Genomic DNA, 26,709 nt, shown 5'->3' with positions numbered 1-26,709 from the left:
GGAGATTTCATGCTGTTTCAATCGTTGAAAGCCTGCCTGCTGCTGTCCGTGCTGCTGCTGGCCGCGTGTCGCCCGCCGGCGCCTGGGCAGGACGCGCTGATGGTGGAAACAGAGGAAGTGGACATTGCGACCGATGGCGGCGCGGTGAGCATGGCACCGGTGGATCCGTCCGCTGCTGCGAATCGGGACAGTCAGCCATCCCTGCCGGATCCGGCTCCCGTCGAAGAAGCGCTCGACTGGACGCCAATCCCGTTGGAGGAAGGCAGCGTTTCCATCAGCTGCGAGCTGGACTACGTCTCCGCCGGCGACGGTGAGCCGGTCGCCGTGCTGGACCATGAGTCATTGACGGCCGCCCTCAGCCCCTGTGCAGAGCGCGGCGTGATGCGCATGCGCTACGAAGGCCGGTTGACGGGTGAGTTCACCGACCTGATCGAGCGGGTCATCGCGGTCGCCGACGAGCTGCACATCGACAAGCGCGTGCTGGATCTGGATTCGGCCGGTGGCCAGGTGGAGGATTCGATGGAAGCCGGCGACATGATCGCCGAATCGGGTTGGGCCCTCTGGGTACGCGAAGGCTCGGTGTGCCACAGTTCCTGCGTGTTCATCCTCAGTGCCGGCGACAGCCGCCTGATCACCGGCCGGGTAGGGATCCACCGGATCATCCGCATGAGCTCCTCCGCCACCACGCGGCGCGAGCTCAACGCCGAGTTGCGCACCGTGTACGACCGGGTCCGGGCCTACCTGGAGCGCAACGGTGCGGCGGTGGCCGTGGCCGACATGATGATGGTGGTGCCCAACCGCAGCCTGCGTCTGCTGACCGTCGATGAGCTGCAGCGCTACGGGCTGGATGGGGTCAATCCGGCCCAGGACGACCTGGACCGGCTGCGGCTGATGCGCAAGTGCGGCGAGGATTTCGTGCGTCGCCGTGACTCGTTCGTGCGCGCCTTCGACACTCGTTGCAAGTTGCCGGGCACTGACCTCGAAGCGCTGAGTGTCTGTGGTCTGGACCTGCGCGCCAGCTACGGATTCCCGGACGAAACCTGCCCGGCCGAAAGCCCGCTGTCGGAGTTCGACCTGGCCGCAGACTTCGTGTTCGCCCCCGGCGCCGAGACCGCTCAGGGCGAGGTGGAAGGCGCGGCAGGTGCCGAAGTGGAAGCGCCCACATCCGGTGATGCGTCCGGCTCGCAGTCGATGAATCCCCCGGACTGACGCTGCCACAGCCGGGCGTACAGGCCACCTGCCTGCACCAGTTCCTCGTGCGGGCCGTCCTCGACGATCCGGCCCTCGTCCATCACGATCAGGCGGTCCATGGCGGCGATGGTCGACAAGCGGTGCGCGATCGCGATCACCGTCTTGCCTTCCATCAGCCGCGTCAGGTTGTCCTGGATCGCCGCTTCGATCTCTGAATCCAGGGCCGAAGTGGCTTCGTCCAGCACCAGGATCGGCGCGTTCTTCAGCAGGACCCGGGCGATGGCCACGCGCTGGCGCTGACCGCCGGACAACGTCACGCCGCGCTCGCCAACGTGGGCATCGTAGCCACGCCTGCCCTTGTTGTCGGTCAGGGCGAGGATGAAATCGTGCGCGCGCGCCTGCCTGGCAGCCTCGATCATTTCATCGTCGCTGGCATCTGGGCGCCCGTACAGCAGGTTCTCGCGCACCGAGCGGTGCAGCAGCGAGGTGTCCTGCGATACCACGCCAATATGCGCGCGCAGGGTGTCCTGCTGGACGCCTGCAATATCAGTGCCGTCGATGAGGATCTGTCCGGATTCGCGGTCGTGGAAACGCAGCAGCAGATTCACCAGGGTCGACTTGCCCGCGCCCGAGCGCCCGACTACGCCTATTTTCTCGCCCGGGCGGATATGCAGCGTCAGGTCTTCAATCACGCCGCTGCCCTTGCCGTAGTGGAAGCTCACCCGGTCAAAGCGGATGTCTCCGTTGACCGCGGACAGGGGCGGGGCGCCGGGCGCATCGTCCACGGTGGGCGGCAGCGAGATCGAGTTGATCCCGTCATGCACGGTGCCGATGTTCTCGAACAGCTGCGAAATTTCCCACATGATCCATTGCGACATGCCGAGGATGCGCAGGGCGAATGCCACGATCACCGCGATCGCGCCAGGGCCGACCGCGCCCTGATGCCACAGCCACAGGGACAGCGCCACGGCGCTGAACAGCAGGGCCATGTTCAGCGCGTAAAGCAGGGTCCAGGCTCCCGTTGCCAGGCGCATCTGCCGGTACACCGTGCCAAGGAACCCGTCCATCGCCTCGCGCGCGTAGGCCTGCTCGCGCTGGGAGTGGGAAAACAGCTTGACCGTGGCGATGTTGGTGTAGCTGTCCACCACCCGGCCGGTCATCACCGAGCGCGCATCGGCCTGATCGCGCGCCACCCGCTCCATGCGCGGCACGAAGACCCACATCAGCAGCGTGTAACCGCCGGCCCAGGCCAGGAATGGCAGCATCAGGCGCCAGTCGGCTGCCCCGGCCACCACCAGCGCGCCAATGAAGAACACCAGCACGTAGTTGCCGATATCCAGCAGCTTGAGCACGGTTTCCCGCACCGCCAGCGAGGTCTGCATCAGCTTGGTGGCGATGCGTCCGGCAAATTCATTCTGGAAATAACCCATTGACTGGCGCAGCAGGTAGCGATGCACGTTCCAGCGGATCCGCATGGGGAAATTGCCCAGCAGGGTCTGGTGCTGGATCAGCGAGTTGGCCAGCACCAGCAGCGGCAGCACCAGCAGGATCAGCAGGCCCATGCCCAGCAGGCGCCGGCCTTCCTCGGCCATGAATTCGGCCGGCGTGGTGTTGCCCAGCTGGTCCACCAGTGCGCCCAGGTAGGCGTACATGGCCAGCTCCGCCAAGGCGATGCCGGCCGTGGTCAGGGCCATCAGGACCAGCCACTTCTCCGTGCCGCGGGTGTAATGGCGGCAGAAGGCATACAGGCTGGCCGGCGGCTGGGCGGGCGGGTCCTGGGGGAAGGGCTCGAGTCGGCGTTCAAACCAGCGCAGCATCGCGGGTCCGGGGGTGGCGGGAGAGGCCGTGATTGTGACAGGACCCCGCTTCAGGGTTGTCTCCGGGAGCCGCGACCGCAAGGTGGCGGGGAAAGGTGCGCCTATACTGCGCCGGTTCAACCATGGACCTGCCGATGAATCGTTTGCTCCGCATCCCGCATACCCTGGCGCTGCTGTTCGCCATCATGGCCGCCGCGCTGGTGGCTACCTGGCTGCTGCCCCAGGGGCAGTTCGAGATGACGGTCAACGAGGCCGGCAATACGGTGGTGGTGCCCGGCACCTACCAGGACGCGACGGAGCGGGTGAACCTGTCCCCGCTGACCCTGTTCACCGTGGTGCCGCGGGCGATGGCCGCGGCGCAGGACATCATTTTCTTCGTGCTGATCGTCGGCGGGGCGTTGGCGGTGCTGCGGGCCAGCGGGCTGATCGATGCGGTGCTGGGCTGGACCCTGAAGCGGGTGGGGCACAGCCCGAAGCTGCTGATCATCATCGGCATGGGGGTGTTCGCGATCGGCTCGGGCACCATCGGCGTGGCCGAGGAGTACATCCCTTTCGCGGCGATGCTGATTTCACTGTGCCTGGCGATGCGCATGGACGTGATTACCGCCATGGGCATCCTGATCTGCGGCTATGGCATCGGCTACGGGGTTGCGGTGATGAACCCGTTTACCGTGATCGTGGCGCAGGGCGTGTCGGGGCTGGAGCCGGCCTCGGGCTGGCAATTCCGGCTTGCCCTGTTCGTGCCGTTCGTGGCGATCGGCGTGCACCACGTGTGGAGCTACGCGCGCAAGGTGCAGCAGGACCCGGATGCGAGCCTGATGAAGGGTATCGAGCCGCTGCATGCACCGCCGGCCGAATACCCCCCGCTGGATGCACGCAGGCTCGTGTTGTTGCTGGCCGCGATGGTGGCGCTGGGACTGATGATCTGGGGCATTTCCACCCAAGGCTGGTATCTGGTGGAGCTGGGCGCGCTGTTCATCGGCCTGGCCCTGTTCACCGGCCTGGTCGGCGGGCTGGGGGTCAACGCCACCGCGCGCCAGTTCGGCGATGGGGCGGCAGAGCTGGCCATGACCGCGCTGCTGATCGGCTTCGCCCGCTCGATCGCGCTGATCCTGGAAGAAGGCGTGGTGCTGCACACCATCGTGGACGTACTGGCCACGCCGCTGTCGCTGCTCGGCGCGCACCTGGGGGCAGTGGGCATGATGTTCGTGCAGCTGCTGATCAACTTCTTCATCCCGTCCGGCAGCGGCCAGGCGTTCGTGACCATGCCGATCATGGCGCCGCTGGCGGATCTGGTCGGCATCAGCCGGCAGACCGCGGTACTGGCATTCCAGTTCGGCGACGGCTTCGCCAACATGCTGTTTCCGACCAACGTGATCCTGATGAGCATCCTCGGCATCGCCGGGATTCCCTACGATCGCTGGCTCCGCTTCGTACTGCCGCTGTACCTGAAGATGCTGGTGGCCGGCTCCGTGGCGCTGGTGATCTCGGTGATGATCGGCTACCAGTAGCAGGGCCACCCGCCTCCTTCGGCACGAGCGCGCATGCCGTGCTCGTGCAGTAGACTCCGGCGCTGGTGTTTTTTCAGCGGAAGCCTTGATGACGCGTAAGGATCAGACCCCCACCGCCAACCAGGCGCAGCCGAACTGGATCACCCGCCTGCTCAACACGGTGGAATGGCTGGGCAACCTGTTGCCGCATCCGGTCACCCTGTTCGCGCTGCTGGCGCTGGCGATCCTGCTGGTGTCCGGGCTGTTGGGCTGGATGGGGGTGAGCGTTCCGGATCCGCGTCCGGAGGGCACCAGCGGGCGCGCGACGGACGGCGTGATCCGGGTGATCAGCCTGCTCGATCCCGAAGGCCTGCGCCGGATCGTGACCAGCCTGGTCACCAACTTCACCGGTTTCGTGCCGCTGGGCACGGTGCTGGTGGCGATGCTGGGCGTGGGCATCGCCGAGCGCTCGGGGCTGCTGACCGCGGCGATCAAGTTGCTGGTGCTGGGCGCCCCGAAGAACCTGGTCACGGTGGTGGTGGTGTTCGCCGCGATCATGTCCAACACCGCTTCGGAAATGGGCTACGTGGTGGTGATCCCGCTGGCGGCAGCGATCTTCCACGCGCTGGGCAGGCACCCGCTGGCCGGACTGGCGGCCGCGTTCGCCGGCGTGTCCGGGGGTTACAGCGCGAACCTGCTGATCGGCACGGTCGATCCGCTGCTGGCGGGCATCACCCAGGAAGCGGCGGAGCTGATCCACCCTGGTTACGAGGTGCACGCGGCGGTCAACTGGTATTTCATGATCGTCAGCACGTTCCTGGTCACGGCGATGGGCTGGTTCGTGACCGCCAAGATCGTCGAGCCGAAGCTGGGCCCGTACGACCCGACCAAGCTGGATGAAACCGCCGAGCCGATCAGCATGGATCCGGTCACCCCGGCCGAGCGCCGCGCGCTGGCGTGGGCGGGGCTGGTGGCGCTGCTGGTGAGCATCGGCATCGCCCTGCTGGTGGTGCCGCAGGGCGGCTGGCTGCGCCTGCCCGGCATCGAGGACGACACGCTGGCCAGCCTGCGGCCGTTCCTGACCGGCATCGTGGTGCTGGTGGCGGTGTTCTTCGCCATTCCCGGCATCGTCTACGGCGCGCTGACCGGCGAGTTCAAGAGCGATCGCGACGTGATCAACGCGATGGCCAAGTCGATGTCGACCATGGGCCTGTACATCGTGCTGGTGTTCTTCGCCGCCCAATTCGTGGCGTTCTTCAACTGGACCCAGCTGGGCCAGGTGGTGGCGGTGGTGGGCTCCAACTCGCTGCAGGCGATTGGGCTCACGGGGCCGCTGGTGTTCCTGCCCTTCATCATCATCTGCGCCATCATCAACCTGTCGCTGGGCTCGGCCTCGGCGCAGTGGGCGGTGACCGCGCCGATCTTCGTGCCGATGCTGATGCTGGTCGGCTACAGCCCCGAAGTGATCCAGGCGGCGTACCGTATCGGCGATTCGGTGACCAATATCATCACCCCGATGATGAGCTACTTCGGCCTGATCCTGGCCTTCGCCACCCGCTATCAGAAGGACATCGGCGTGGGCACGCTGATCGCGATGATGCTGCCGTATTCGGTGATCTTCTTCATCGGCTGGACGCTGCTGTTCTTCCTATGGGTGTTCGGCATGGGCCTGCCGGTGGGGCCGGGCGCGCCGACGTATTACACGCCGGGCTAGTGAGACCGTGATCCGCTATTTCTGATCGGAACCCTTTTCCGCCTTCACACTTGCGGCCGACTTTGGGATAGTTGGCGGGGCCAGCCGGACAAACGCGCCGGTACGGGGAAGGGAGAGAACCGCATGGGAAGGATCGGAGCAGCGCTGCTGCTGGGGTTGTTGTGCGCGCTGGTGTCACCGCACGCCGGGGCGAGGGTGGATATCGGCCAGTTCGTGGAGCCGGACAGTTTCACCAACATCAAGCTGTCCCCGTCAGGGGAGTATTTCGCGATGACGGTGCCGGTCGAGGGCCAAACCGGCCTGGCAGTGATGCGCCGCAGCGACCGCCAGCTCACCGCGACTTTCCGCTTCAGAAGCGGGACCCATGTCCACGATTTCTGGTGGGTCAACGACGACCGGGTGCTGATGTCGATCGCCGAGAGCTTCGGCAGTCGTGATGATGCGCTGCCAACCGGTGAGCTGTACGCGATGGACGCGGACGGCAGCCGCCGTGAGTTGCTGGTGGGTTGGCGCGTGCAGGTTGAGCAGACAGGCACCAGGATCAGGACAGGCCGGCGCGAAGAAATGGTGGCGGCATACCTGGTTGATCCGCTGCCCGACGACGATCAGCACGTGCTGATTGCAGTCCATCCTCTCGCCACGGATCCCCACACCCGGGTTGAGCGTATGGATGTGTATACCGGGCGGCGGGTACGCGTCACCGGTGCTCCGGTGCAGCGGGCGCGGTTCCTGACCGACAACCGGAACCAGGTGCGCTTCGCCCTGGGCGCCGGGACGGACAACCACAGCCAGCTCTATTACCGGCCCGATGACAGCAGCGAGTGGATGCTGTTCAACGATGAACGCAGCAGCGACCGTGTGGTAGCGCCGCTGGGCTTTTCCGACGACGATTCAACCGTTTACCTGCAGGTGGAGCAGCCACAGGGGCCGGATTTGATCGAAGCGCTGGACGTGGCCAGCGGGGAGCGCCGCGAGGTGCAGCGGGATGACGTGGTTGATCCCATGCCGATCCTTCGCGATGGCTGGGGCGCGCCGATCGGGGTGCGTTATCTGGGGGACGGAGTACGAAGCGCGTTCTTTGATGAGGAGTCAGAGGATGCGCGCCTGCACCGCAGCCTGGAGGCGGCTTTCCCGGGTTACCGGATCGATCTGCCCTCGGCCACGGCGGACGGCAGGTTGAAGCTGGTGCTGGCCAGCAGTGATATCGAACCCGGCAGTTTCTATCTGTTCGACACTGTCGACAAGAAGGCCGACTTCCTGCTTGCCCGGCGCGAGAAGATCGATCCGGCCAGCATGTCGCCTGCACGTGGGGTGGCGATCCAGGCGCGCGATGGGCTTGTCCTGCACGGCTTCCTGACCATCCCGAAGGGATCGGACGGGACAGGGTTGCCGCTGGTGGTCATGGTCCACGGTGGTCCTTACGGCGTGTTCGACAGCTGGGGGTTTGATACCGATACCCAGCTGCTGGCCGGTGCCGGCTACGCGGTGCTGCGGGTCAACTTCCGCGGATCGGGCAACTACGGGAGGACCTTCCTGCAGGCTGGGGCCCGGCAGTGGGGCCAGGCGATGCAGGACGACCTGACCGACGCCACCCACTGGGCCATCTCGCAGGGCATTGGCGATCCTGATCGCATCTGCATCTACGGGGCAAGTTACGGCGGTTATGCCGCACTGATGGGCGCTGCGCGGGAACCTGACCTGTACCAGTGCGCCATTGGCTACGTGGGTGTCTATGACCTGCCGCGGATGAGCAGGGAGAACCGTGGAATCGGCCGCTGGGCGCGTACATGGACCCGTGAGTGGGTGGGGGACGACCCCGGCGAACTTGCGGCGTTGTCACCGGACCGGCTGGCCGGGCAGATCAAGGTGCCGGTATTCCTGGCCGCTGGTGGCGAGGACCAGGTGGCTCCAATCGGCCACAGCCACGGCATGGAGCGCGCGCTGAAACGTGCGGGCGTTCCCGTCGAGACGCTCTATTACCCGCGGGAAGGTCACGGCTTCTTCGTGGCCGAGCACCGTCGCGAGTTCTATCAGCGGCTGCTTGGCTTCCTGGATGAGCACCTGGGGCAATAAGCTGTCAGGGGACCTGCGCGCGTGACGCGCGCAGGTCGGCCATGCAGCTGTCGCGTAGCACCGCCAGCGCCCGGTCCTTGCGGGTCGGGGTGATGGCGGCCACGCAGTCGCGTGGGATGCGCACCTTGAGCTCACGCATGTGCGCATCCAGCGCCGTGGCCAGGATGCAGGAGTCGGCCGCAATGCCGGTCAGGACCAGGCCATCGACTTTGAGCTCCGCCAGCAGCGCTTCCAGCGGGCTGGCCATGAAGGCCGAGTGCTTGGGCTTGAGCACGAAGTAGTCGTCAGGTTCCGGCTGCAGGTGCTGGGCGATCGCAGCGCCTGGCATGCCATCGTGCATGCACACCGCCACCAGTTCGCGGAAGTCGGCCTGCCACTGCATGAAGTTGTCGTTGACGTAGATGACCGGAGCGCCCGCGGCGTGCCAGCGGCGCCGCAGGGTGGCGATCCGCCGCGCGGCCGGCATCGCTGCACGTGCCAAGGCCTCACCCCCTTCAAATTCGAAGGTGTTGATCATGTCGATGATCAGCAGGGCGGAGCGGGTCATGATCGGTTCCGGGGTCACAGGGAGAAGGCTGGCCTGAAGATGGTCATGACCACCGGCGCAAGACCGTGTGAACCGCATCGGCTACCATCGGCGCTTTGCCCAAATCCGGAGCACTCCATGAAGCTGCGAACCGCTTTGCTGCCGCTGTGCCTGCTGGCAGCCGTTCCTTCGCTGGCCCTGGCCGAGCGTGGTCTTGAAGGCCGCGATCTGGCCAGCATGCCGCGGGTCTCCTCGCCCACGCTGTCGCCCGATGGTGGCCGGCTGGTGTTCTCGCAGCGCACGGTGGATTTCGAAGCCGACAGCGCCAGCAGCGCGCTGTACCTGCGTGATCTGCGTACCCGCGATATCCGCCCGCCCCACCAGATCACTCCCGAGGGCTGGAGCGTGTCCGCGCCGGCGTTCTCCGCGGATGGCAACACGCTGTATTTCCTGAGTGCGAAAAACGGCAGCCAGCAGCTTTATTCCATGCCCGCCAGCGGCGGCGAGCCGCGCCAGCTCACCGATTTCGCCATGGGCATCGGCACCTGGCAGCTGTCCCCGCGTGGCGACCGCTTCGCATTCAGCGTGGATGTGTTCCCGGACTGCGGCGCGGACTTCAGCTGCACCAAGGCGCGGCTTGATGAGCGCGAGGCCGGCAAGACCACCGGCGTGCTGTACGAGCAGCTGTTCGTGCGCCATTGGGACACCTGGAAGGACGGGCGTCGCAACCAGCTGTTTGCAGCCGAGCTGGCGCAGGGCGGTGACCCGGTAACCGCGGCGGTGTCGATCAGCCATGCGCTGGCGGGTGACATTCCGGCCAAGCCGTTCGGCGGTGCTTCGGATTACACCTGGTCGCCCGACGGTGCCACGCTGGTCGCCAGCGTCAAGACTATCGAAGACTCCGAGCAGGCCTGGTCGACCGATTTCGACCTGTACCGGATCAATGCCGACGGCAGCGGCACGCCGGTGAACCTGACCGTGGACAACCCGGCCGTGGATACGGGCCCGGTGTTCAGCCCGGATGGCGGCACCCTGTATTACCGGGCGATGGCCCGGGCCGGCTTTGAAGCCGACCGCTATGCGCTGATGGCCATGGATCTGACCACCGGCGAGCGCCGCGAGATCGCGCCGGACTGGGATCGTTCGCCGGGTAACGTGGCAGTTTCGGCTGATGGTTCCACCCTGTATGTTTCCGCGCAGGACACCGGCCACTACCCGCTGTTCCAGGTCGACGTGGCCAGCGGCGAGGTCACCGAGCTGGTGTCCGATGGCACGGTGACATCGTTCACCGTGGCCGGAGACACTCTGGCTCTGAGCCGCAACTCGATGGGTACCGGCGACGTGGTGTACGTGGCCCAGCCGGACGGCTCGGGCCTGCGCCAGATCACCCAGAGCGCGACGGAAATGCTCGACGGCGTGGCGATGGGCGAGTACGAGCAGTTCTCCTTCCGCGGGGCCAACGACGCCACCGTGTACGGCTGGGTGGTCAAGCCGGCCGGCTACCAGGAGGGCCAGCAGTATCCGGTCGCTTTCCTGATCCACGGCGGTCCGCAGGGCAGCTTCGGCAATGGTTGGAGCTACCGCTGGAACCCGCAGACCTACGCCGGCGCCGGCTACGCGGTGGTGATGGTCGATTTCCACGGTTCCACCGGCTACGGCCAGGACTTCACCGACGCGATCAGCGGCGACTGGGGCGACAAGCCGCTGGTCGACCTGCAGAAGGGCTGGGAGTACGCGCTGGGCGAGTACGACTTCCTCGATGGCGACCGCGCCTGCGCGCTCGGCGCCAGCTACGGCGGCTACATGGTCAACTGGATCGCCAGCCAGTGGAACGCGCCGTGGAAGTGCTTCGTCAACCACAACGGCGTGTTCGACACCCGCTCCATGGGCCTGGTGACCGAGGAGCTGTGGTTCACCGAGTGGGAGCACGGCGGCACGGTGTACGACAAACCGGAAGCCTACGAGCGTCACAATCCGGCGCGCCACATTGGCGACTGGAACGTGCCGATGCTGGTGGTCGCAGGGCAGAAGGACTACCGGGTGCCGGTGGACCAGAGCCTGTCGGCGTTCACCGCGCTGCAGCGGCAGGGGATCGAATCGCAGCTGCTGTACTTCCCCGATGAGAACCACTGGGTGCTCAAGCCCAACAACAGCGTGCTCTGGCACGAGACGGTGAAGGCCTGGATGGATCGGCACACCGGCAACTGATCGTTTGACCTTGCCGCCCGGCATCCGTGCCGGGCGGTTTTTTGTCCGCTTCACAGGAGTTAATCGCCAATGGCGATCCAGTCCGCTGCAAACACCGCGCTGATCACCAACGATATTGTTGTGTTTGGCCTGATCGCCGCCTCTTTGGGCGGCATCTTCTATCTGGCCAGTGGTCCGACGCCGTTCTGGAAAAAGTTCTTCGCCTGGGTGCCGGCCCTGCTGCTGTGCTACTTCGTGCCGGCGATCTACAACACTGCCGGGCTGATCGACGGCGAGGCCAGCCAGCTGTATTACTTCGGCAGCCGTGTGCTGCTGCCGGTAGCACTGGTATTGCTGACCCTGTCGGTGGATCTGAAGGGCGTGCTGAAGCTGGGACCCAGGCTGCTGTTCGTGTTCTGTGCCGGCACGCTGGGCATCGTGCTGGGCGCGATCGTCAGCTTCCAGCTGCTGGAATGGTTCTGGCCGGCGGCGGTCGCCGGGGATACGTGGCGCGGCATGGCGGCGCTGTCGGGCAGCTGGGTGGGCGGCGGTGCCAACATGGTGGCCATCCGCGAGATCTACGAGGTTGACGCCACCCTGTTCGGCCAGTTCGCGGTGGTGGACGTGGCTTATGCCAGCCTGTGGCTGGCGATATTGCTGTTCCTGGCCAACCGCGCCAAGCAGATTGATGCGCGCAGCGGCGCGGATACCGCCGCCATCGATGAGATGCGCGATCGCATTTCCGCCTACGAGGCGGCCAATGCACGCATCCCCACGCTCACCGACCTGATGGTGATCGTCGGTCTGGGTTTTGGCATCGTCGCATTGGCACACGCGGTGTCCAACCCGGTGGCGGCGTGGTTTGCCGCGAACATGGAGTGGTCCAGCCGCTTCAGCCTGGACTCGAACTTTGTATGGATCGTGGTGCTCTCAACCCTGGCTGGTCTGGGCCTGAGCTTTACCCGGGTGCGCCGGTTGGAGAACGTGGGGGCCTCGCGCATCGGTACCGTGTGCCTGTATTTCCTGATCGCCTGTATCGGCATGCAGATGAACTTCTTCCGCCTGGCCGAGCGCCCGGAACTGCTGGTGATTGGCGGCATCTGGATGGCGGTCCACGTGCTGACCCTCTGGGGCGCGGCACGACTGGTGAAGGCACCGCTGTTCTACTTCGCGGTCGGTTCGCAGGGCAACATCGGCGCGGCTGCGTCGGCGCCGGTGGTCGCGGCTGCCTTCCATCCCACGCTGGCGCCGGTGGGCGTATTGCTGGGTACGGTGGGCTACGCTACCGGCACCGTGATCGCCTACTCCATCGGCCAGATCCTGCGCGTGATGGCTGGCCAGTAAGAGCGCCCGGCGTGCTCCTGCTCGGATGCGCTCAAGGGGACGCAGGCTGTGCTGGCGGACGACCGAGGGCCAGCCACAGGGCCGCGTGGATCGGCAGCAACAGGCAGATCCAGGGCATGTTGCGCTGGGGCAGCACCGGCATCCAGTTCAGGAACAGTGCGAGCACGCTGGACGCCGCGATTGCTGCCAGGATCCAGCCGAACAGCTGGCCCGGTGCGCACCCACGGACCACACGCCATGCGCCGGGCAGCAGCAGAAGGCACAGCGGGTTGAACAGCAGGATGTTGTAGTTGTTCCAGCCGAAGCGGTGCTCGGTGCCGAACCAGATGAAGGCGATCAGCAGCCCCGCCAGGGAGCAGATGAGCCAGAACGGCAGGGCAGCTGCCGCCAGCCGTGCCGGTGCCCGGGCGCCCACCCCTATGGTGGCGCCGGCCACGATCAGCCCGGCCAACAGCCAGGGCCACCAGTGCCGCCGTGCTTCGGCCGGTTCGGGGGCCAGCCGATGCGCAACCAGATCCGCTTCTTCCATCACCAGCGGGCGCCCGTCCGGCAGGCGCACATCGCGCAAGCCCTCTGCCAGGCGCATCGGAACGAACGCCTCCTGCCAGCGCGAGTTGGGCCGGTCGGCTGCCGGCCCCAGGCCGATGTCGAAGCCCAGCCACATCCACGGTGTGGGCGAGGCCAGCCGCACCGCGTCGGCGCGGTAGGTGTTGCCGCGCGAGCGTCCGTGCAACTGTGTTGCCAGCATGCCGCCCAGCGCCTCATCCAGCGCATCGCGTACCCGGGTGGAGCAATTGTCGAGAAAGTAATCGTAGCGATAGCGGGCGTTTTCGGGCCTGGCGTTTTCCTGCAGGCTGGCGGCGAGGGCGCTGGCCTGGTCGGGCGCCAGCTCAAGCCACTGGATGGACACGCCCCGGCCGACCTGCTGGTAGTAGGCGAGGTCCTGCGACAGGGGCAGGGCCGCCAACATGTAGTACATGTGTCCGCGGATGAAGTTGCCGGTGAATCCCGGCTCGTCCATGTCGAAGTAACCGAAGTTGTACGAAACCGGTTCGCCCAGGGCGGGGTCGTCCACGACGATCGCGTTATGGCCGAAGCGTTCGAAGAAGATATCCCCGGGCTGCATCGTGGCCACGCCTATTCGCGGTGCCGCGAAGGCTGCCGAAGACAGCAGGCACAGCACAAGCAGAAGCAACACCGCAGGCGCGCGCCATGCGCCCGAAGCTGCGTGACGTTGGGGCGTGGTCACGTCTCTTCCGCTTCCGGATGCACGCTCACATGCAGCGAATGCAGGCGGCGCGAATCGGCCCGGGCCACGCGGAACCCGAACCGGCCCAGCGTCAGCTCTTCGCCGGCCTCCGGCAAATGGCCGATCGCCGCGGTGATCAATCCACCGATGGTGTCGTACTCGTCGTCGCAGAAATCGGAGCCAAACCGCTCGTTGAAGTCCTCGATCGGGGTCAGCGCGTCCACCAGGTACTGGCCGTCGGCCTGGGCCGCGATCAGGGCAGCGGGATCATCGGCTTCGTCGTACTCGTCATCGATCTCGCCGACGATTTCCTCCAGCACGTCCTCGATCGTGATCAGTCCGGCCACACCGCCGTATTCGTCGATCACGATCGCCATGTGGTTGCGTGACTGGCGGAACTCGCGCAGCAGGATATCCAGGCGCTTGGATTCCGGGATCAACACCGCCGGCCGCAACAGGCTGCGGATATCGGGCTCCCCGGCGCCCGGCAACGCGCCGCGCAGCAGGTCCTTGGCCAGCAGGATGCCGAGCACCTCGTCCTTGTCTTCGCCGTGGACTGGAAAGCGCGAATGGCCGGACTCGACCACCAGCGACATCACTTCCTCGTAGCTGGCGTCGATCGGCAGGGACACCACCTGCGAGCGCGCGATCATCGCGTCGCCCACGGTCATTTCCGAGATCGACATCGCCCCTTCCATGGTCAGCAGCGTGTCGGGAAGGATCAGGCCGCCGGCCTGGGCGTCGCGCAGGATCTCCACCAGGTCTTCCCGGGTGGTCGGCTCGCCAGAGAGCGCCGAGCTGATGCGGTCCAGCCAGCTGCGGCGTTTATCATTGGTGTCTTGCGGTGAAGGTCGACTGTCGTCTTCTGCCATTTCGGTAACGTGAACGCCCAACGGGGCTACCCGCGAAGTCTAGCGCGGAACCCGCGTTTCATCACGACTGGCCAGTCGCCGGTATCCAGCCTGCCACAGCCACTCCAGCGGACCGTGGCGGAACCGTTTCAGCCACAGCCGGGCCAATATCAGCACCAGGGCGCTGACGGCCAGGAAAATGGCGATCGTGCCGGGAACCCGGAGGGCCTCGGGCATCTGGCCCGCAAGGCCCAGTCCCCAGCCGTAGCAGAGCGTCGAGGCGATCAGGTTCTGCAGAACATAACCGCTCAGCGCTACCCGCCCCAGATCGGCCATCCAGCGTCCGGCCGCGCCCGGAGCCGGGCGGCCCACGTACCACTGGGCCACCAGCGCCAGCAGGCCCATGGAGATCAGCGGGGCGGTCGCATAGCGGGCGAAGATCCCGCCAGCCGTGCCGCCGCCCAGGCCGATCAGCAGGTCCAGCGGCAGGCCAATGCCGAACCCGATGATCATCAGCCGGCGCCGCAGCCCGGCGCCTTCCGACGCCAGCACGCCGCGGGCGTATAGCCTGGCGCCGGCCAGGAACAGGGCGACGGTGAGGCAGAACACGAAGATCGCCTCTGCGCGGAACAGCAGGAAGTAGCGCAGCCGCAGCTGCACCAGCTGCCACCAGGATCCGTCCACGTAGGGATTGAATGCGGGCAGCGGGCCATCGATGGAATCGTCCAGCATCACCCCCACGCTCAACAGGCTGAGCAGCACCAGGTGCAGGCACGCCGCAGCCCACATCCATGCGCGCTGCGACCGGTCGCTGGACACCAGCAGCCAGGCCACCACCGCGCCGCTGACGGCATAGCCCATGAGGATGTCGTATTCGAACACCAGCACGTAATGCAGCAGGCCATCGACGAACAGCAGCGCCGGTCGCCACAGGTAGGGACCGGGCCAGTGTCGGCCGCGGGCCTGCGCCGAGCGCTGCTGGATAGCCAGGCCAATGCCGAACAGGATCGCCAGCAGGCCGAGGAACTTGCCCTGCGGCAGCTGTTGAAGCACCGCCTCGACCGGGCCGCGGGCCGCGGCGGCACCGAAATGACCGTGGATGACCGCCAGCGACGCATGCGGATGGGTGAAGATCCAGATGTTCGTGGCGAGGGTGCCAAGGATGGCGATGCCGCGCAGCACGTCCAGCGCGGGAAGGCGTTGTGCGCCCGATCCTGTCATCACGGTCGTCCCTGATCCATGGGTGGAAAGGTTTTCAGGCCCGTGCTGCCAGGCAGTCAGGCGTCCAGGTACGGGTCGGCGATGCCCAGCGCGTCCAGGATTTCGCGCTCGAGCTGTTCCATCGCTTCGGCTTCGCGGTCATCGTCGTGATCCCAGCCCAGCAGATGCAGGGTACCGTGCACGGTCAGGTGGGCGTAGTGCGCGGCGGGCGACTTGCCCTGTTCGCGGGCTTCGCGGGCCACCACCGGGGCGCAGATCACCAGGTCGCCCAGCAGCGGCATGTGGAAATCTTCCGGCAGACCTTCGGGCAGCTCGGCCGGGAAGCTGAGCACGTTGGTGGCGTAGTCCTTGCCGCGATAGTGGCGGTTGAGGGCGCGACCCTCGCTCTCGTCGACGATGCGGATGGCGAGGTCGGCTTCGCGGATGCGCCCGGCCAGCGCGGCCGTGGCCCAGCGGCGGAAGCTGATCGCGGCGGGGACGCCCTTGCGCGGGATCGCGTAGGCCACCGACACATCCAGACGTGCGGACCCTTGGGTCATTGCGCCCTCCATTCCCAAAGTCTGTGATGTGCCATGGTCTGCATCCTGTCCGGAGCCGCTGCCAGTTTACGCCGAAGGAGTGGCCACGGAGTCCTGCGCATCGCGCCGCTCGTAGGCGGTGACGATGCGGGCCACCAGCGGGTGGCGGACCACGTCGCGCGATTCGAAGAAGGTGAAGCTGACGCCTTCCACGTCATGCAGCACTTCCACCGCATCGCGCAGGCCGGACTTCACGTGCTTGGGCAGGTCGATCTGGGTGAGGTCGCCGGTGACCACGGCGGTGGAGCCGAACCCCAGCCGGGTCAGGAACATCTTCATCTGCTCGATGGTGGTGTTCTGTGCCTCGTCCAGGATCACGAACGCGTCGTTGAGGGTGCGCCCGCGCATGTAGGCCAGCGGCGCGATTTCGATCACGTTGCGCTCCAGCAGCTTGACCACCTTTTCCACGCCAAGCATTTCGTACAGCGCGTCGTAGAGCGGGCGCAGGTAAGGGTCAACCTTCTGGCTCAGGTCGCCGGGCAGGAATCCGAGCTTCTCGCCGGCTTCCACCGCCGGGCGCACCAGCACCAGCCGCTCCACCTTCGATTCGTTCAGCGCTTCCACGGCCATGGCCACGGCGAGGAAGGTCTTGCCGGTGCCGGCCGGGCCCACGCCGAAGTTGATGTCGTGGGTGGCGATCGAATGCAGGTATTTGGCCTGGTTCGCGCCGCGCCCGCGCACGGTGCCGCGCTTGACCTTCACCGCGACTTCCTGCGGCGCGTAATCGTCGCGATCGTGGTGGAGGTTGGCGTGGCTCATGCTCACGTTGATGGCGTGGCTGTCCAGGGTCTGCGTGGCGGCTTCCTCGTACAGGCCGCGCAGCAGTTTTTCCGTTTTGGCCACGACGTCCGCGTCGGTTCCGCTGACCCGGAACACATTGCCCCGGTTGGCAATCTCCACGCCGAGGCGCAGTTCGATCTGGCGCAGGTGGCCGTCAAAAGGGCCGGCGAGATTGGCCAGCCTTTCGATGTCGGCGGGATCAAGGGTGAAGTCGCGGTGTTTGGTATCGGTCATAGGCGGCAAGGGTAGCGCACCCCGCACTGTGCAGGCGCGTGAATCCGGTCGCGCCACTCGGGGTGGGGAAGGCCGGTTCAGCCCCGGTTCTTCTTTTAATTGATTGGCTAATTAATATTGGCACATGGATAAAAAGCCACCACGCAACTCCGGTGCCGAGCGCGCCAGCAACGTCGCGCGCGAGTCTGCATGTCAGCCTGGGCGACAGCCCGGACGTCCGGCAGGCAACGTCGATCGCCGCGCGCTGGCGCTTGATGCCGCACTGCATTGCTACGTGCACCGCGGCATCGCCGCCACCACTCTTCGCGACATCGCCACCCAGGCCGGGGTGACGCCCGCTGCACTGCATTACTACTTCGAGGACACAGCGGGTCTGCGTGATGCGGTGATCGCCGAGCGGCTGATGCCGGTCTTTGAACAGGTGCGCGGCGGACTGATCGGCATGCCCGATGCCAGCCTGCGTCAGGTGCTGGTGGGGTTCATCAACCACCTGTGCGCACTGGTGGAAGAGCACTCGTGGCTGTCCGCGCTGTGGATCCGCGAGGTGGTCAGCGAGGGTGGCAGTCTGCGTGATCTTCTGGTCAATCGGATGGCGCCGGAGATCACCCGCATCCTCACCGCACGCATTGCGGCGGAGCAGGAGGCGGGCCGACTCAACCCGGCGCTCGATCCCCGCCTGCTGATGGTCTCGCTGGTTGGCCTGACCCTGTTTCCGGCCGCCGGGCTGCCGATCTGGCAGCAGCTGTTCGAAGACCAGCCACTCGACATCCACCACATCCGTACCCACGCGCTCGCCCTGATCGAGCGCGGACTGGAGCTTCCCGAATGAGTCCTCGCATCACTCTGCGGCGTGGCGCCGCTGCGCTGGCCGTGTTGGCTGCAATCACCCTGGTCGGCTGCGGCAAGACCGGGCCGCAGGCACTGGGCACGCTTGAATATGACCGCATCACCGTGCCTGCGCCCGAGGGCGAACGGATCACCGGCATCCACGTGCGCGAGGGCCAGCAGGTGGGCGAGGGCACCGCGCTGCTCACTCTCGAGCGCACCCGCGGCGATGCCCGCCTGATGGCCAGCCTGGCCGAAGCCAGCCAGCGTCGCGAAGCGCTGTTGGAGCTGCAGGCCGGGCCACGCCAGGAAGATATTGCCCAGGCGCGCGCCAGCCTGGCCGCAACCCGGGCCCAGGCGCGGGACGCCCGTGCCCGCTATCAGCGCCTGGCGCCGCTGGGCAGTCAGCAGCTGGTCTCCGCCGCCGATGTGGATGCCGCCCGCGCTGCCGCGGAAAGCGCGGAAGCGCAGGTGCGCGCCGGCCAGGCGGCACTGGATGAGCTGCTCAATGGCGCTCGGCCCGAGCAGCTGGCCCAGGCCAGCGCCGCGCTGCAGGCCGCGCAGGCACGGTTCCGGGCCGAAGAGGCCACGGCGGAAAAGCTCAGCGTGGTCGCTCCGCGCGCTGGCCGTGTGGACAGCCTGCCGTATCGCAGCGGTGACCAGGCGCCAATCGGCGCGCCACTGGCCGTGCTGCTGGTGGGCGACGCGCCCTATGCGCGCATCCACGTGCCGCAGCCGATCCGCGAACAGGTGGACGTGGGCGACCGCGTCCGGGTGCGGCTTGAAGGCAGTGGGCGCACGTTCGCCGGCGAGGTGCGGATGATCCGCAGCGAGCCCGCCTTCACTCCTTACTACGCATTGACCGGCGATGACGTCGCGCGCCTGGGCTATCTGGCCGAGGTGCAGCTGGAGCCGGCGGCGGGCAGGCTGCCCGCCGGTCTGCCGGTGCTGGTTGAGTTCAACGCTGGTGGGCGGGCGCAATGATGGACGGCGCAACAAGGGAAGGCGCGCTTCCTGCCCAGGCCGGCGATGACACGGCCCCGGCAGCCATCCGCGCCCGCGGCCTGACCCGGCGCTTCGGCGACCTGATGGCCGTGGACGGCGTGGACCTGACCGTGCCGCGGGCCAACGTATACGGTTTCCTCGGCCCGAACGGCTCCGGCAAATCGACCACCATCCGCATGCTGTGCGGCCTGCTGACGCCCAGCGACGGCGAGATCGAGGTGCTGGGCCTGCGCGTACCCGAACAGGCCGAAGCACTGCGCCTGCGGATCGGCTACATGACCCAGAAGTTCTCGCTGTTTGAGGACCTCACCGTGCGCGAGAACCTGGAGTTCCTTGCCGCCGTGTACGGGCTGAACCGTGCGGAGACCAGGCGTCGGGTGGATGAGCTTGTCGAGCGCTACCACTTCAGTGACCGCCAGAAACAGCTGGCTGGGACCATGAGCGGTGGCCAGAAGCAGCGTCTGGCCCTGGCGGCGGCGGTGATCCATGAGCCGGAGCTGCTGTTCCTGGATGAGCCGACCAGCGCGGTGGATCCCGAGTCGCGGCGCGACTTCTGGGAGAAGCTGTTCGAGCTGGCCGATGCCGGCACCACCCTGCTGGTCTCCACCCATTACATGGACGAGGCCGAGCGCTGCCACCGCATCGCCATCCTCGACCGCGGCGTGCTGGTGGCCGACGGCGCGCCGGCGGATCTGGCGGGCGACCTGGCCGGGCGCAGCGTACAGGTGCATGCACGCCATCCGCGTCGTGCGCAGCAGGCATTGGCCGGGCTGCCCGGCGTGATCAGTGCCGCCCAGATCGGCAACAGCCTGCGGGTGCTGTCCGCGCCTGGCCGCGACAGCGTGGATGCGATCCGCGAAGCGCTGGCCGGGGCAGGGCTGGACGCGGAAGTGGAGCCGGTGGGGGCCAACCTGGAAGACGTGTTCGTCGCCGCCACCCACGGGCGCGCCGCTGAAGGAGCGCGCGAATGAAGAACCTGCGCCGCATGTGGGCCGTGGCCCTGAAGGAGCTGCGGCAGATGGGCCGCGACCGGATCAGCGTGGTGATGATCGTGCTGATCCCGGTGGTGGATCTGCTGCTGTTCGGCTATGCGATCAACCTCAACCCCCGCAACCTCGAGGCTGCCGTGGTGGACCAGGCCAGTACTGCCACGTCGCGCGCTGCGGTGATGGACATGGCGGCGACCGGCGTGATCGACCTGGAGCGGGTCGCCGACAGCCCGCAGCAGCTGGTGGACATGCTGCGGCGTGGGGAAGTCAGCGTGGGTATCGCCATTCCGCCCGACTATGAGCGCCGCCTGGTCGACGGACGGGCTGCGGTGCAGGTGATGGTGGATGGCACCGATACCGTGGTCCAGGCTGCGGCAAACCAGCTGGCGCAGATGCCGCTGGAAGGTCCCAATGGCGTGCATCCAGCGGGGCACGCGCCGCAGATCGAAGTGGTGAGTTTCTACAACCCCGAGCGGCGCTCGGCCGTGACCATCGTGCCCGGGCTGATCGGCATCATCCTCACCATGACCATGATGATGTTCACCGCCATGGCCGCGGTGCGCGAGCGCGAGCGCGGCAACATGGAGCTGCTGATCGCCACCCCGCTCAGCCGCAGTGCGCTGATGATCGGCAAGGTGCTGCCCTACGCGGTGATCGGCCTGATCCAGACCACGCTGATCCTGGCGCTGGGGTTCTGGCTGTTTTCCATTCCGCTGCGCGGCAGCCTGGTGGACGTGTACATCGCCGCGATCCTGCTGATCTTTGCCAATCTGTCGATCGGCCTGCTGATCTCAACGCGTACCCGCACCCAGTTCCAGGCGATCCAGGTGGCGATGCTGGTGTTCCTGCCCTCGATCCTGATCTCCGGCTTCATGTTCCCGTTCGCCGGCATGCCGGACGTGGTGCAGTGGGGCGCGGAACTGCTGCCGATGACCCAGTTCCTGCGCCTGATCCGCGGGGTCATGCTGCGCGGCGCCAGCATCTGGGAACTGTGGCCGGCGGTGCTCGCGCTGGTGGCGTTCACCGCCGTCACCATGACCATCGCCATCAGCCAGTTCCGCAAGCGGCTGGATTGAGCCGGCGCGCGTCGGCCCCGTAGGGCCGACCTACGTACTTGTAGGAGCGCGCCATGCGCGCGAAGCCGCGTGAATCCTGTCCCCCGGTCGATAGCCGCCAGCATGAGGGACCGTCGGGCCGTCGGCGTGGCTCCGGAAATCCCACCGGAGGGGATCCATCAGGACCACAAGATCATTCACGCGGCTTCGCGCGCATGGCGCGCTCCTGCCGGAGGCGGTCAGGCGAGCTGGACCCGTCCACGCAGCGAGTTGCTGAATGCCCCGGTGATCACCACGTCGACGAACTGGCCGATCAGCCGCGGCGGGGCGGGGAAGTTCACCGAGCGCATGTTCTCGGTCTTGCCGGTCAGCTCGTTCGGGTCCTTGCGCGAGGGGCCGGTCACCAGCACCTTCTGCACGGAGCCAACCATCGCCCGGGAAATGCCGGCCGAGTGTTCGTTGATGTGCGCCTGCAGCCGCGACAGCCGCGCGTGCTTGACCTCGTCGGACACTTCGTCCGGCAGATCCGCGGCGGGCGTGCCGGGGCGGCGCGAATAGATGAAGGAGAAACTCTGGTCGAAGCCCACGTCCTCGATCAGCTTCATGGTCTTCTCGAAATCGGCATCGGTCTCGCCGGGGAAGCCGACGATGAAGTCCGAGGAGATCGAGATGTCCGGGCGCACCGCGCGCAGCTTGCGGATCTTCTGCTTGAACTCGAGCGCGGTGTAGCCGCGCTTCATCGCCGCCAGCACCCGGTCGCTGCCCGACTGCACCGGCAGGTGCAGGTAGTTGGCCAGCTGCGGCACGTCGCGGTAGGCCTCCACCAGCGAGTCGGAGAACTCCAGCGGGTGCGAGGTGGTGAAACGGATGCGGTCGATGCCGTCGATCTCGGCGATGGTGCGGATCAGCAGGCCCAGGTCCGCCAGCTCGTCCGTGCCCTCCATCGGCCCGCGGTAGGCGTTGACGTTCTGGCCCAGCAGGTTGACCTCGCGCACGCCCTGATCGGCCAGGCGCATCACTTCCACCAGCACGTCCTCGAGCGGGCGGCTGATCTCGGTGCCGCGGGTGTAGGGCACCACGCAGAAGCTGCAGTATTTGCTGCAGCCTTCCATGATCGAAACGAACGCGCTGGGGCCTTCGGCACGCGGCTCCGGCAGGCGGTCGAACTTCTCGATTTCCGGAAAGCTGATGTCCACCTGCGGCCGGTCCTGTTCGCGGCGGGCGCGGATCAGCTCCGGCAGCCGGTGCAGGGTCTGCGGGCCGAACACCAGGTCCACGTACGGCGCGCGTTTGATGATCGCTTCGCCTTCCTGCGAGGCCACGCAGCCGCCGACGCCGATCAGTACCGGCTTGCCGTCCTTCTTCAATGACTTCCAGCGGCCCAGCTGGCTGAACACCTTCTCCTGCGCCTTCTCACGGATCGAGCAGGTGTTGACCAGCACAACATCCGCCTCTTCGACGTTGTCGGTCAACTCCAGGCCTTCGGCGGCGGCCAGCACATCGGCCATGCGCGACGAGTCGTACTCGTTCATCTGGCAGCCGTGGGTCTGGATGAACAGCTTGCCGCGCACCGGTGGCGCCGGGGGAGCGGGCTCCGTCGAAGCGGAGTCAGGGGTGGACTGGGCCTGGGGGCCGGGGATGATGGTCGTGGTCATGGCAGGTCCGGGGCGCGGCGGGTAGTCCGGGCCGGATGGCGGTTCAAGGGCCGGATAGTCTAATCGGTCGGGACCGGAAGCCTGCACCTGGGAAGCCTGCACTTGGCAACCGGTGCCAATCGGGGGAGACTCCGGACAATGAAAGGGGTCAGGGGACTTATTGCAGCGTTGTGCATATGCGCGGCCGTTCCGGCTGCGGCGGGCACCCTGTATCGATGCGTCGGCGCCGACGGCGTCTCCCAGTACGTGAGCAAGCGGATCGCCGGGGCCAGCTGCACGGTTGCCGCCAGCTACCGCCCCGAACGCCCCCGACCCCGGGCCACGCCGGCTGCCGCTCCCGCCAGCTCCGGCAGCGCCCCGGCAACGTTCATGGGCGGCGGGTCTTCCGCCAGCAAGCCGGCTGCCGCCCCGGCACCTGCGCCAGCGGCCCGTTCCGGTGGGCGGCGGGTCAGCGGACAGGTCTATTCCTACGTCAAGGACGGCGTGCGCCATTACAGCAGCACCCCGCCGCGCGGCGGGGCCGCGACTGGCGCCACTGCCATGCGCACCATCAGCTACAACTTCATCGAACAGTGCTTCGCGTGCGGATCACCGGGGGTGAGCTTCGCCAACGTGCGGCTGAATACCGACGCCTTCAATGCGGAAGTTGCCGCCGCGGCGCGCGAATTCGGGGTGGAGGAGGCCATCGTGCGTGCGGTCATGCACGCGGAATCGGCTTTCAACCCGAAAGCGTTGTCGCATGCCGGCGCCCAGGGCCTGATGCAGTTGATGCCGGCCACCGCGGCCCGCTTCGGGGTCACCGATGCCTTCGACCCGACGCAGAACATCCGCGGCGGGGTGCAATACCTGGCGTGGCTGCTGCGCCGTTTCAACGGCGACCTGACCCTGGCTTCGGCCGGCTACAACGCCGGTGAAGGCGCCGTGGACCGTCACGGCGGCGTCCCGCCGTATCGCGAGACGCAGACCTACGTGCAGCGGGTGGCAACGCTGGCCGAGCGCTATCGCGGACAGCTGGCGGTGGCCTCCACCAGCGGCGTGCACTGACGCCGGATCCGCCCGCCCCACGCATGCGGATGGCTGTCAAGAGATTGTCGGTCGATTCAGCCTTCCGTTACACTCCATTGTCTTTGGCGGCCGGTCCGTTCTTCGGGTGGGCCGCTTGAATCGATTTTCAACAGCTAGCGATCAGGTTTGCGGAGTGCCGGATGGCCAATGAAGCGGTGATCGATCCTGCCAGCGGCGGCGAGGATCCAGTGAACACGGGCAGGCGCAGGTTCCTGACCGCCACCACAGCAGTGGTCGGTGCGGTCGGGGTCGGTGCTGCGGCCATCCCGTTCATCAAGTCCTGGAATCCCAGCGCGCGGGCGTTGACCGCCGGTGCGCCGGTGACGGTGGACATCAGCGGCCTGCAGACGGGCCAGCGCATGATCGTGGAGTGGCGCGGCCAGCCGGTGTGGGTGGTTCGTCGCACCCAGCAGATCCTGGATCTGCTGCCTACCCTGGACAACCTGCTCAGCGATCCGCAGTCCGACAACGCCGACCAGCAGCCCGGTTACGTGCTTGAAGGCGACCCGGCGCTGCGTTCGCTGCGCCCGGAAGTGCTGGTGCTGGTGGGAATCTGCACCCACCTGGGCTGCTCGCCGGAAATGGTCGCCGAAATCGGCCCCGCGCCGTTCGATGCCGACTGGAAGGGCGGGTATTTCTGCCCGTGCCACAAATCCAAGTTCGACATGTCCGGCCGCGTCTACGCCGGTATGCCTGCGCCGACCAACCTGGTCGTTCCTCCGCATCACTATGTCGATGACAACACGATCGTCGTCGGTGTCGACCCTGAAGGAGCGGCTTGAACATGTCCAACATCTTCACCCGTAGCGCCAATGGCGTAATGGACTGGGTCAACGAGCGGGCACCGGCGCTGATGCCGATGTACCGCAAGCACATGACCGAGTACTACGCACCGAAGAACTTCAACATCTGGTACATCTTCGGCGTGCTGTCCACGGTGATTCTGGTCAACCAGATCGTCACCGGCATCTTCCTGACAATGCACTACAAGCCCTCGGCCGCCGAGGCGTTCCACTCCGTCGAATACATCATGCGCGACGTGGAGTGGGGCTGGCTGATCCGGTACATGCATTCCACCGGTGCGTCGTTCTTCTTCATCGCCGTGTACCTGCACATGTTCCGCGGGCTGATGTACGGCAGCTACCAGAAGCCGCGCGAGCTGGTGTGGATCCTGGGCATGCTGATCTACCTGGTGCTGATGGCCGAGGCGTTCCTGGGCTACGTGCTGCCGTGGGGCCAGATGTCGTTCTGGGGTGCGAAGGTGATCATCTCGCTGTTTGGCGCGATCCCGATCATCGGCGGTGGCCTGGTCGAGTGGATCATGGGTGACTACCTGCCCAGCGATGCCACCCTCAACCGCTTCTTCGCCCTGCACGTGATCGCGCTGCCGCTGGTACTGCTGCTGCTGGTGGTGCTGCATCTGGGCGCGCTGCACGAGGTGGGTTCCAACAACCCGGACGGCGTGGAGATCAAGCAGGGCCCGAAGGGCAACCGCTGGTCGCCGACCGCTCCGCGCGATGGCGTGCCGTTCCATCCGTACTACACGGTCAAGGACACGTTCTACGTTGCGGCGATGCTGTTCCTGGCAGCGTTCGTGATCTTCTTCGTGCCCGAGTTCGGCGGCTGGTTCATCGAGCACGACAACTTCGTCGAAGCCAACCCGATGGTCACCCCCGAGCTGATCAAGCCGGTCTGGTACTACACGCCGTACTACGCGATGCTGCGGGTGATCCCCGACAAGCTCGGTGGCGTGATGGTCATGTTCGGCGCGATTGCGATCCTGTTCGCGGTGCCGTGGCTCGACCGGGCCAAGGTCAAGTCCTACCGCTACCGCGGTTTGATGTCGAAGGTGCTGCTTGGCCTGCTCGCCATCACCTTCGTGTGGCTGGGCAAGATCGGCGCCGGCCCGGGCACCGACGCGACCGAGACCATTGTTGGCCGCGTCCTGACCTTCTACTACTTCGCTTTCTTCATCACCATGCCGATATGGACGAAGATGGACAGCACCAAGCCTGTGCCGGAACGGGTGACGACACATGACTAAGAATCTCTTTGCCCGCACGACCGCACGTGCCACCGCGGTCCTCGCCGGCCTGCTGCTGTCCTTCTCCGCACTGGCGGCGGGCGGCTCGGCCGGAATCATGCAGTCGGGCACCGACCTGAGTGACCGCGGGTCGCTGCAGCGCGGCGCCAAGCTGTTCATGAACTACTGTTCGGCCTGCCATTCCCTGGAGCACCTGCGCTACTCGCGCATGGCCGAGGACCTGGGGCTGAGCGAAGAAGAGGTGATGGAAAACCTCAACTTCACAGGCGCGGCATTCGGCGAGCACATCGTCTCGGCGATGCCGGCTGACCAGGCCGCGGACTGGTTCGGCGTTGCACCGCCCGACCTGTCGCTCACCGTGCGCTCCAAGATCGGCGGCCCGGACTGGGTCTACACCTTCCTGATGAGCTTCTATCAGGATGACTCGAGCGCGCTGGGCTGGAACAACACCTGGTTCCCCGATGTGTCCATGCCCAATCCGCTGTGGAACCTGCAGGGCCCGCAGCGGCCCGTGCTGGGGGTGGCCGACGAGTTGGGCACGCCGACCATCGAGCGTCTGGAGCTGGCCCAGCCTGGCAGCCAGAGCGCCGAAGAGTTCCAGCGCAGCGTGCGCGACATCACCGCTTTTCTCGAGTACGCCGCGGAGCCGGCAGCACTCAAGCGCCAGGGCATCGGCGTCTGGGTCCTCCTGTTCCTGGCGTTCTTCACGCTTCTGACCTGGTTGCTCAAGCAGGAGTACTGGCGGGACGTGAAGTAAACCGCAGGTTGCAGAGCGGATCCGGCTGGAGTGCCGGGTCCGCATTGCCGGGCGCGCTC

General features: G+C 66.5%; 22 protein-coding genes. 14 read left to right on the top strand and 8 right to left on the bottom strand.

Translation table 11 applies throughout. The features are described from left to right. The first annotated feature begins 9 nt into the window (after window positions 1–9). Entirely contained in the window at window positions 10–1,209 is a 1,200-nt protein-coding gene (locus WCE59_RS08150) for a COG3904 family protein (protein WP_343258248.1), read from the top strand. On the opposite strand, the gene WCE59_RS08145 is transcribed toward WCE59_RS08150, so the two are convergent. Continuing rightward, window positions 1,116–3,008: an ABC transporter ATP-binding protein gene (locus tag WCE59_RS08145; protein ID WP_343258247.1), complete on the bottom strand. Its 1,893-nt coding sequence runs from the start codon at window positions 3,006–3,008 to the stop codon at window positions 1,116–1,118. The genes WCE59_RS08150 and WCE59_RS08145 overlap by 94 nt on opposite strands. A 134-nt stretch (window positions 3,009–3,142) precedes the next feature. On the opposite strand from WCE59_RS08145, the gene WCE59_RS08140 reads away from it, so the two are divergent. From WCE59_RS08140 to WCE59_RS08130, 3 genes are all read left to right on the top strand, one after another. Next, entirely contained in the window at window positions 3,143–4,519 is a 1,377-nt protein-coding gene (locus WCE59_RS08140; protein ID WP_343258246.1) for a YfcC family protein, read from the top strand. A gap of 88 nt (window positions 4,520–4,607) precedes the next feature. Next, window positions 4,608–6,212, top strand: a complete 1,605-nt coding sequence (locus WCE59_RS08135; protein WP_343258245.1) for an AbgT family transporter — start codon at window positions 4,608–4,610, stop codon at window positions 6,210–6,212. A 123-nt stretch (window positions 6,213–6,335) separates the two neighbouring features. Continuing rightward, window positions 6,336–8,285 carry an alpha/beta hydrolase family protein gene (locus tag WCE59_RS08130; protein ID WP_343258244.1) on the top strand — a complete coding sequence of 650 codons (1,950 nt, stop codon included), beginning with the start codon at window positions 6,336–6,338 and terminating at the stop codon, window positions 8,283–8,285. Between the two features lie 4 nt (window positions 8,286–8,289). Here WCE59_RS08130 and WCE59_RS08125 read toward each other — a convergent pair whose 3' ends face one another. Continuing rightward, window positions 8,290–8,832, bottom strand: coding sequence for a cysteine hydrolase family protein (locus WCE59_RS08125; RefSeq protein ID WP_343258243.1), 543 nt, complete (start codon window positions 8,830–8,832; stop codon window positions 8,290–8,292). 117 nt (window positions 8,833–8,949) lie between these two features. Between WCE59_RS08125 and WCE59_RS08120 the strand changes: the two genes are divergently transcribed. Then, on the top strand, window positions 8,950–11,019 hold the full coding sequence (locus tag WCE59_RS08120) for a dipeptidyl-peptidase 5 (RefSeq protein ID WP_343258242.1): 2,070 nt from the start codon (window positions 8,950–8,952) through the stop codon (window positions 11,017–11,019). 69 nt (window positions 11,020–11,088) lie between these two features. Next, window positions 11,089–12,342 carry a DUF819 family protein gene (locus tag WCE59_RS08115; protein WP_343258241.1) on the top strand — a complete coding sequence of 418 codons (1,254 nt, stop codon included), beginning with the start codon at window positions 11,089–11,091 and terminating at the stop codon, window positions 12,340–12,342. A gap of 31 nt (window positions 12,343–12,373) precedes the next feature. On the opposite strand, the gene WCE59_RS08110 is transcribed toward WCE59_RS08115, so the two are convergent. The 5 genes from WCE59_RS08110 to WCE59_RS08090 form a co-directional block, all read right to left on the bottom strand. Beyond that, on the bottom strand, window positions 12,374–13,540 hold the full coding sequence (locus tag WCE59_RS08110) for a lipoprotein N-acyltransferase Lnb domain-containing protein (protein WP_343258240.1): 1,167 nt from the start codon (window positions 13,538–13,540) through the stop codon (window positions 12,374–12,376). 47 nt (window positions 13,541–13,587) lie between these two features. Then, window positions 13,588–14,463 carry an HlyC/CorC family transporter gene (locus tag WCE59_RS08105; RefSeq protein ID WP_343258239.1) on the bottom strand — a complete coding sequence of 292 codons (876 nt, stop codon included), beginning with the start codon at window positions 14,461–14,463 and terminating at the stop codon, window positions 13,588–13,590. Between the two features lie 39 nt (window positions 14,464–14,502). Next, on the bottom strand, window positions 14,503–15,663 hold the full coding sequence (locus WCE59_RS08100; protein ID WP_343258238.1) for a DUF418 domain-containing protein: 1,161 nt from the start codon (window positions 15,661–15,663) through the stop codon (window positions 14,503–14,505). Window positions 15,664–15,719: 56 nt separating this feature from the next. Then, entirely contained in the window at window positions 15,720–16,202 is a 483-nt protein-coding gene (gene ybeY, locus WCE59_RS08095; protein ID WP_343258237.1) for an rRNA maturation RNase YbeY, read from the bottom strand. Between the two features lie 66 nt (window positions 16,203–16,268). Continuing rightward, on the bottom strand, window positions 16,269–17,255 hold the full coding sequence (locus tag WCE59_RS08090) for a PhoH family protein (protein WP_343258236.1): 987 nt from the start codon (window positions 17,253–17,255) through the stop codon (window positions 16,269–16,271). A 124-nt stretch (window positions 17,256–17,379) separates the two neighbouring features. Here WCE59_RS08090 and WCE59_RS08085 point away from each other — a divergent pair, with 124 nt between their 5' ends. The 4 genes from WCE59_RS08085 (at window position 17,380) to WCE59_RS08070 (ending at window position 21,150) form a co-directional block, all read left to right on the top strand. Further along, complete coding sequence (locus tag WCE59_RS08085) at window positions 17,380–18,084, top strand: TetR/AcrR family transcriptional regulator (protein WP_343258235.1); 705 nt, start codon at window positions 17,380–17,382, stop codon at window positions 18,082–18,084. Then, complete coding sequence (locus tag WCE59_RS08080; RefSeq protein ID WP_343258234.1) at window positions 18,081–19,064, top strand: HlyD family secretion protein; 984 nt, start codon at window positions 18,081–18,083, stop codon at window positions 19,062–19,064. The genes WCE59_RS08085 and WCE59_RS08080 overlap by 4 nt, the downstream gene beginning before the upstream one ends. 65 nt (window positions 19,065–19,129) lie before the next feature. Beyond that, on the top strand, window positions 19,130–20,056 hold the full coding sequence (locus WCE59_RS08075; RefSeq protein WP_343258342.1) for an ABC transporter ATP-binding protein: 927 nt from the start codon (window positions 19,130–19,132) through the stop codon (window positions 20,054–20,056). Then, on the top strand, window positions 20,053–21,150 hold the full coding sequence (locus tag WCE59_RS08070) for an ABC transporter permease (RefSeq protein WP_343258232.1): 1,098 nt from the start codon (window positions 20,053–20,055) through the stop codon (window positions 21,148–21,150). Before WCE59_RS08075 ends, WCE59_RS08070 begins: the two co-directional genes overlap by 4 nt. A gap of 218 nt (window positions 21,151–21,368) precedes the next feature. Here the strand turns inward: WCE59_RS08070 and miaB are convergent, their stop codons facing one another. Next, window positions 21,369–22,784 (bottom strand): tRNA (N6-isopentenyl adenosine(37)-C2)-methylthiotransferase MiaB, encoded by a 1,416-nt coding sequence (gene miaB, locus WCE59_RS08065; protein ID WP_343258231.1) that lies wholly within the window; start codon window positions 22,782–22,784, stop codon window positions 21,369–21,371. A gap of 138 nt (window positions 22,785–22,922) precedes the next feature. On the opposite strand from miaB, the gene WCE59_RS08060 reads away from it, so the two are divergent. The 4 genes from WCE59_RS08060 to WCE59_RS08045 all read left to right on the top strand — a co-directional run bounded on the left by WCE59_RS08060 (window position 22,923) and on the right by WCE59_RS08045 (window position 26,650). Beyond that, window positions 22,923–23,828 carry a lytic transglycosylase domain-containing protein gene (locus WCE59_RS08060; RefSeq protein ID WP_343258230.1) on the top strand — a complete coding sequence of 302 codons (906 nt, stop codon included), beginning with the start codon at window positions 22,923–22,925 and terminating at the stop codon, window positions 23,826–23,828. Window positions 23,829–23,989: 161 nt separating this feature from the next. Next, window positions 23,990–24,631 (top strand): ubiquinol-cytochrome c reductase iron-sulfur subunit, encoded by a 642-nt coding sequence (gene petA, locus WCE59_RS08055; protein ID WP_343258229.1) that lies wholly within the window; start codon window positions 23,990–23,992, stop codon window positions 24,629–24,631. A gap of 2 nt (window positions 24,632–24,633) precedes the next feature. Then, complete coding sequence (locus WCE59_RS08050) at window positions 24,634–25,893, top strand: cytochrome b (protein WP_343258228.1); 1,260 nt, start codon at window positions 24,634–24,636, stop codon at window positions 25,891–25,893. Continuing rightward, on the top strand, window positions 25,886–26,650 hold the full coding sequence (locus tag WCE59_RS08045; RefSeq protein WP_343258227.1) for a cytochrome c1: 765 nt from the start codon (window positions 25,886–25,888) through the stop codon (window positions 26,648–26,650). Before WCE59_RS08050 ends, WCE59_RS08045 begins: the two co-directional genes overlap by 8 nt. Window positions 26,651–26,709 lie beyond the last annotated feature (59 nt).

It is taken from the genome of Luteimonas qiangzhengi, from assembly GCF_039548515.1.
Lineage (GTDB): Bacteria > Pseudomonadota > Gammaproteobacteria > Xanthomonadales > Xanthomonadaceae > Luteimonas.
Note: the sequence above shows the minus strand (reverse complement) of the source record. Positions and strands in the feature narration are given on the sequence as shown.

Excerpts from the sequence above, each read along its gene's own strand:
- WCE59_RS08150 (WP_343258248.1), top strand. The coding sequence starts at position 10 with ATGCTGTTTCAATCGTTGAAAGCCTGCCTGCTGCTGTCCGTGCTGCTG.
- WCE59_RS08145 (WP_343258247.1), bottom strand. The coding sequence starts at position 3,008 with ATGCTGCGCTGGTTTGAACGCCGACTCGAGCCCTTCCCCCAGGACCCG.
- WCE59_RS08140 (WP_343258246.1), top strand. The coding sequence starts at position 3,143 with ATGAATCGTTTGCTCCGCATCCCGCATACCCTGGCGCTGCTGTTCGCC.
- WCE59_RS08135 (WP_343258245.1), top strand. The coding sequence starts at position 4,608 with ATGACGCGTAAGGATCAGACCCCCACCGCCAACCAGGCGCAGCCGAAC.
- WCE59_RS08130 (WP_343258244.1), top strand. The coding sequence starts at position 6,336 with ATGGGAAGGATCGGAGCAGCGCTGCTGCTGGGGTTGTTGTGCGCGCTG.
- WCE59_RS08125 (WP_343258243.1), bottom strand. The coding sequence starts at position 8,832 with ATGACCCGCTCCGCCCTGCTGATCATCGACATGATCAACACCTTCGAA.
- WCE59_RS08120 (WP_343258242.1), top strand. The coding sequence starts at position 8,950 with ATGAAGCTGCGAACCGCTTTGCTGCCGCTGTGCCTGCTGGCAGCCGTT.
- WCE59_RS08115 (WP_343258241.1), top strand. The coding sequence starts at position 11,089 with ATGGCGATCCAGTCCGCTGCAAACACCGCGCTGATCACCAACGATATT.
- WCE59_RS08105 (WP_343258239.1), bottom strand. The coding sequence starts at position 14,463 with ATGGCAGAAGACGACAGTCGACCTTCACCGCAAGACACCAATGATAAA.
- WCE59_RS08100 (WP_343258238.1), bottom strand. The coding sequence starts at position 15,663 with ATGACAGGATCGGGCGCACAACGCCTTCCCGCGCTGGACGTGCTGCGC.
- ybeY (WP_343258237.1), bottom strand. The coding sequence starts at position 16,202 with ATGACCCAAGGGTCCGCACGTCTGGATGTGTCGGTGGCCTACGCGATC.
- WCE59_RS08090 (WP_343258236.1), bottom strand. The coding sequence starts at position 17,255 with ATGACCGATACCAAACACCGCGACTTCACCCTTGATCCCGCCGACATC.
- WCE59_RS08085 (WP_343258235.1), top strand. The coding sequence starts at position 17,380 with ATGGATAAAAAGCCACCACGCAACTCCGGTGCCGAGCGCGCCAGCAAC.
- WCE59_RS08080 (WP_343258234.1), top strand. The coding sequence starts at position 18,081 with ATGAGTCCTCGCATCACTCTGCGGCGTGGCGCCGCTGCGCTGGCCGTG.
- WCE59_RS08070 (WP_343258232.1), top strand. The coding sequence starts at position 20,053 with ATGAAGAACCTGCGCCGCATGTGGGCCGTGGCCCTGAAGGAGCTGCGG.
- miaB (WP_343258231.1), bottom strand. The coding sequence starts at position 22,784 with ATGACCACGACCATCATCCCCGGCCCCCAGGCCCAGTCCACCCCTGAC.
- WCE59_RS08060 (WP_343258230.1), top strand. The coding sequence starts at position 22,923 with ATGAAAGGGGTCAGGGGACTTATTGCAGCGTTGTGCATATGCGCGGCC.
- petA (WP_343258229.1), top strand. The coding sequence starts at position 23,990 with ATGGCCAATGAAGCGGTGATCGATCCTGCCAGCGGCGGCGAGGATCCA.
- WCE59_RS08050 (WP_343258228.1), top strand. The coding sequence starts at position 24,634 with ATGTCCAACATCTTCACCCGTAGCGCCAATGGCGTAATGGACTGGGTC.
- WCE59_RS08045 (WP_343258227.1), top strand. The coding sequence starts at position 25,886 with ATGACTAAGAATCTCTTTGCCCGCACGACCGCACGTGCCACCGCGGTC.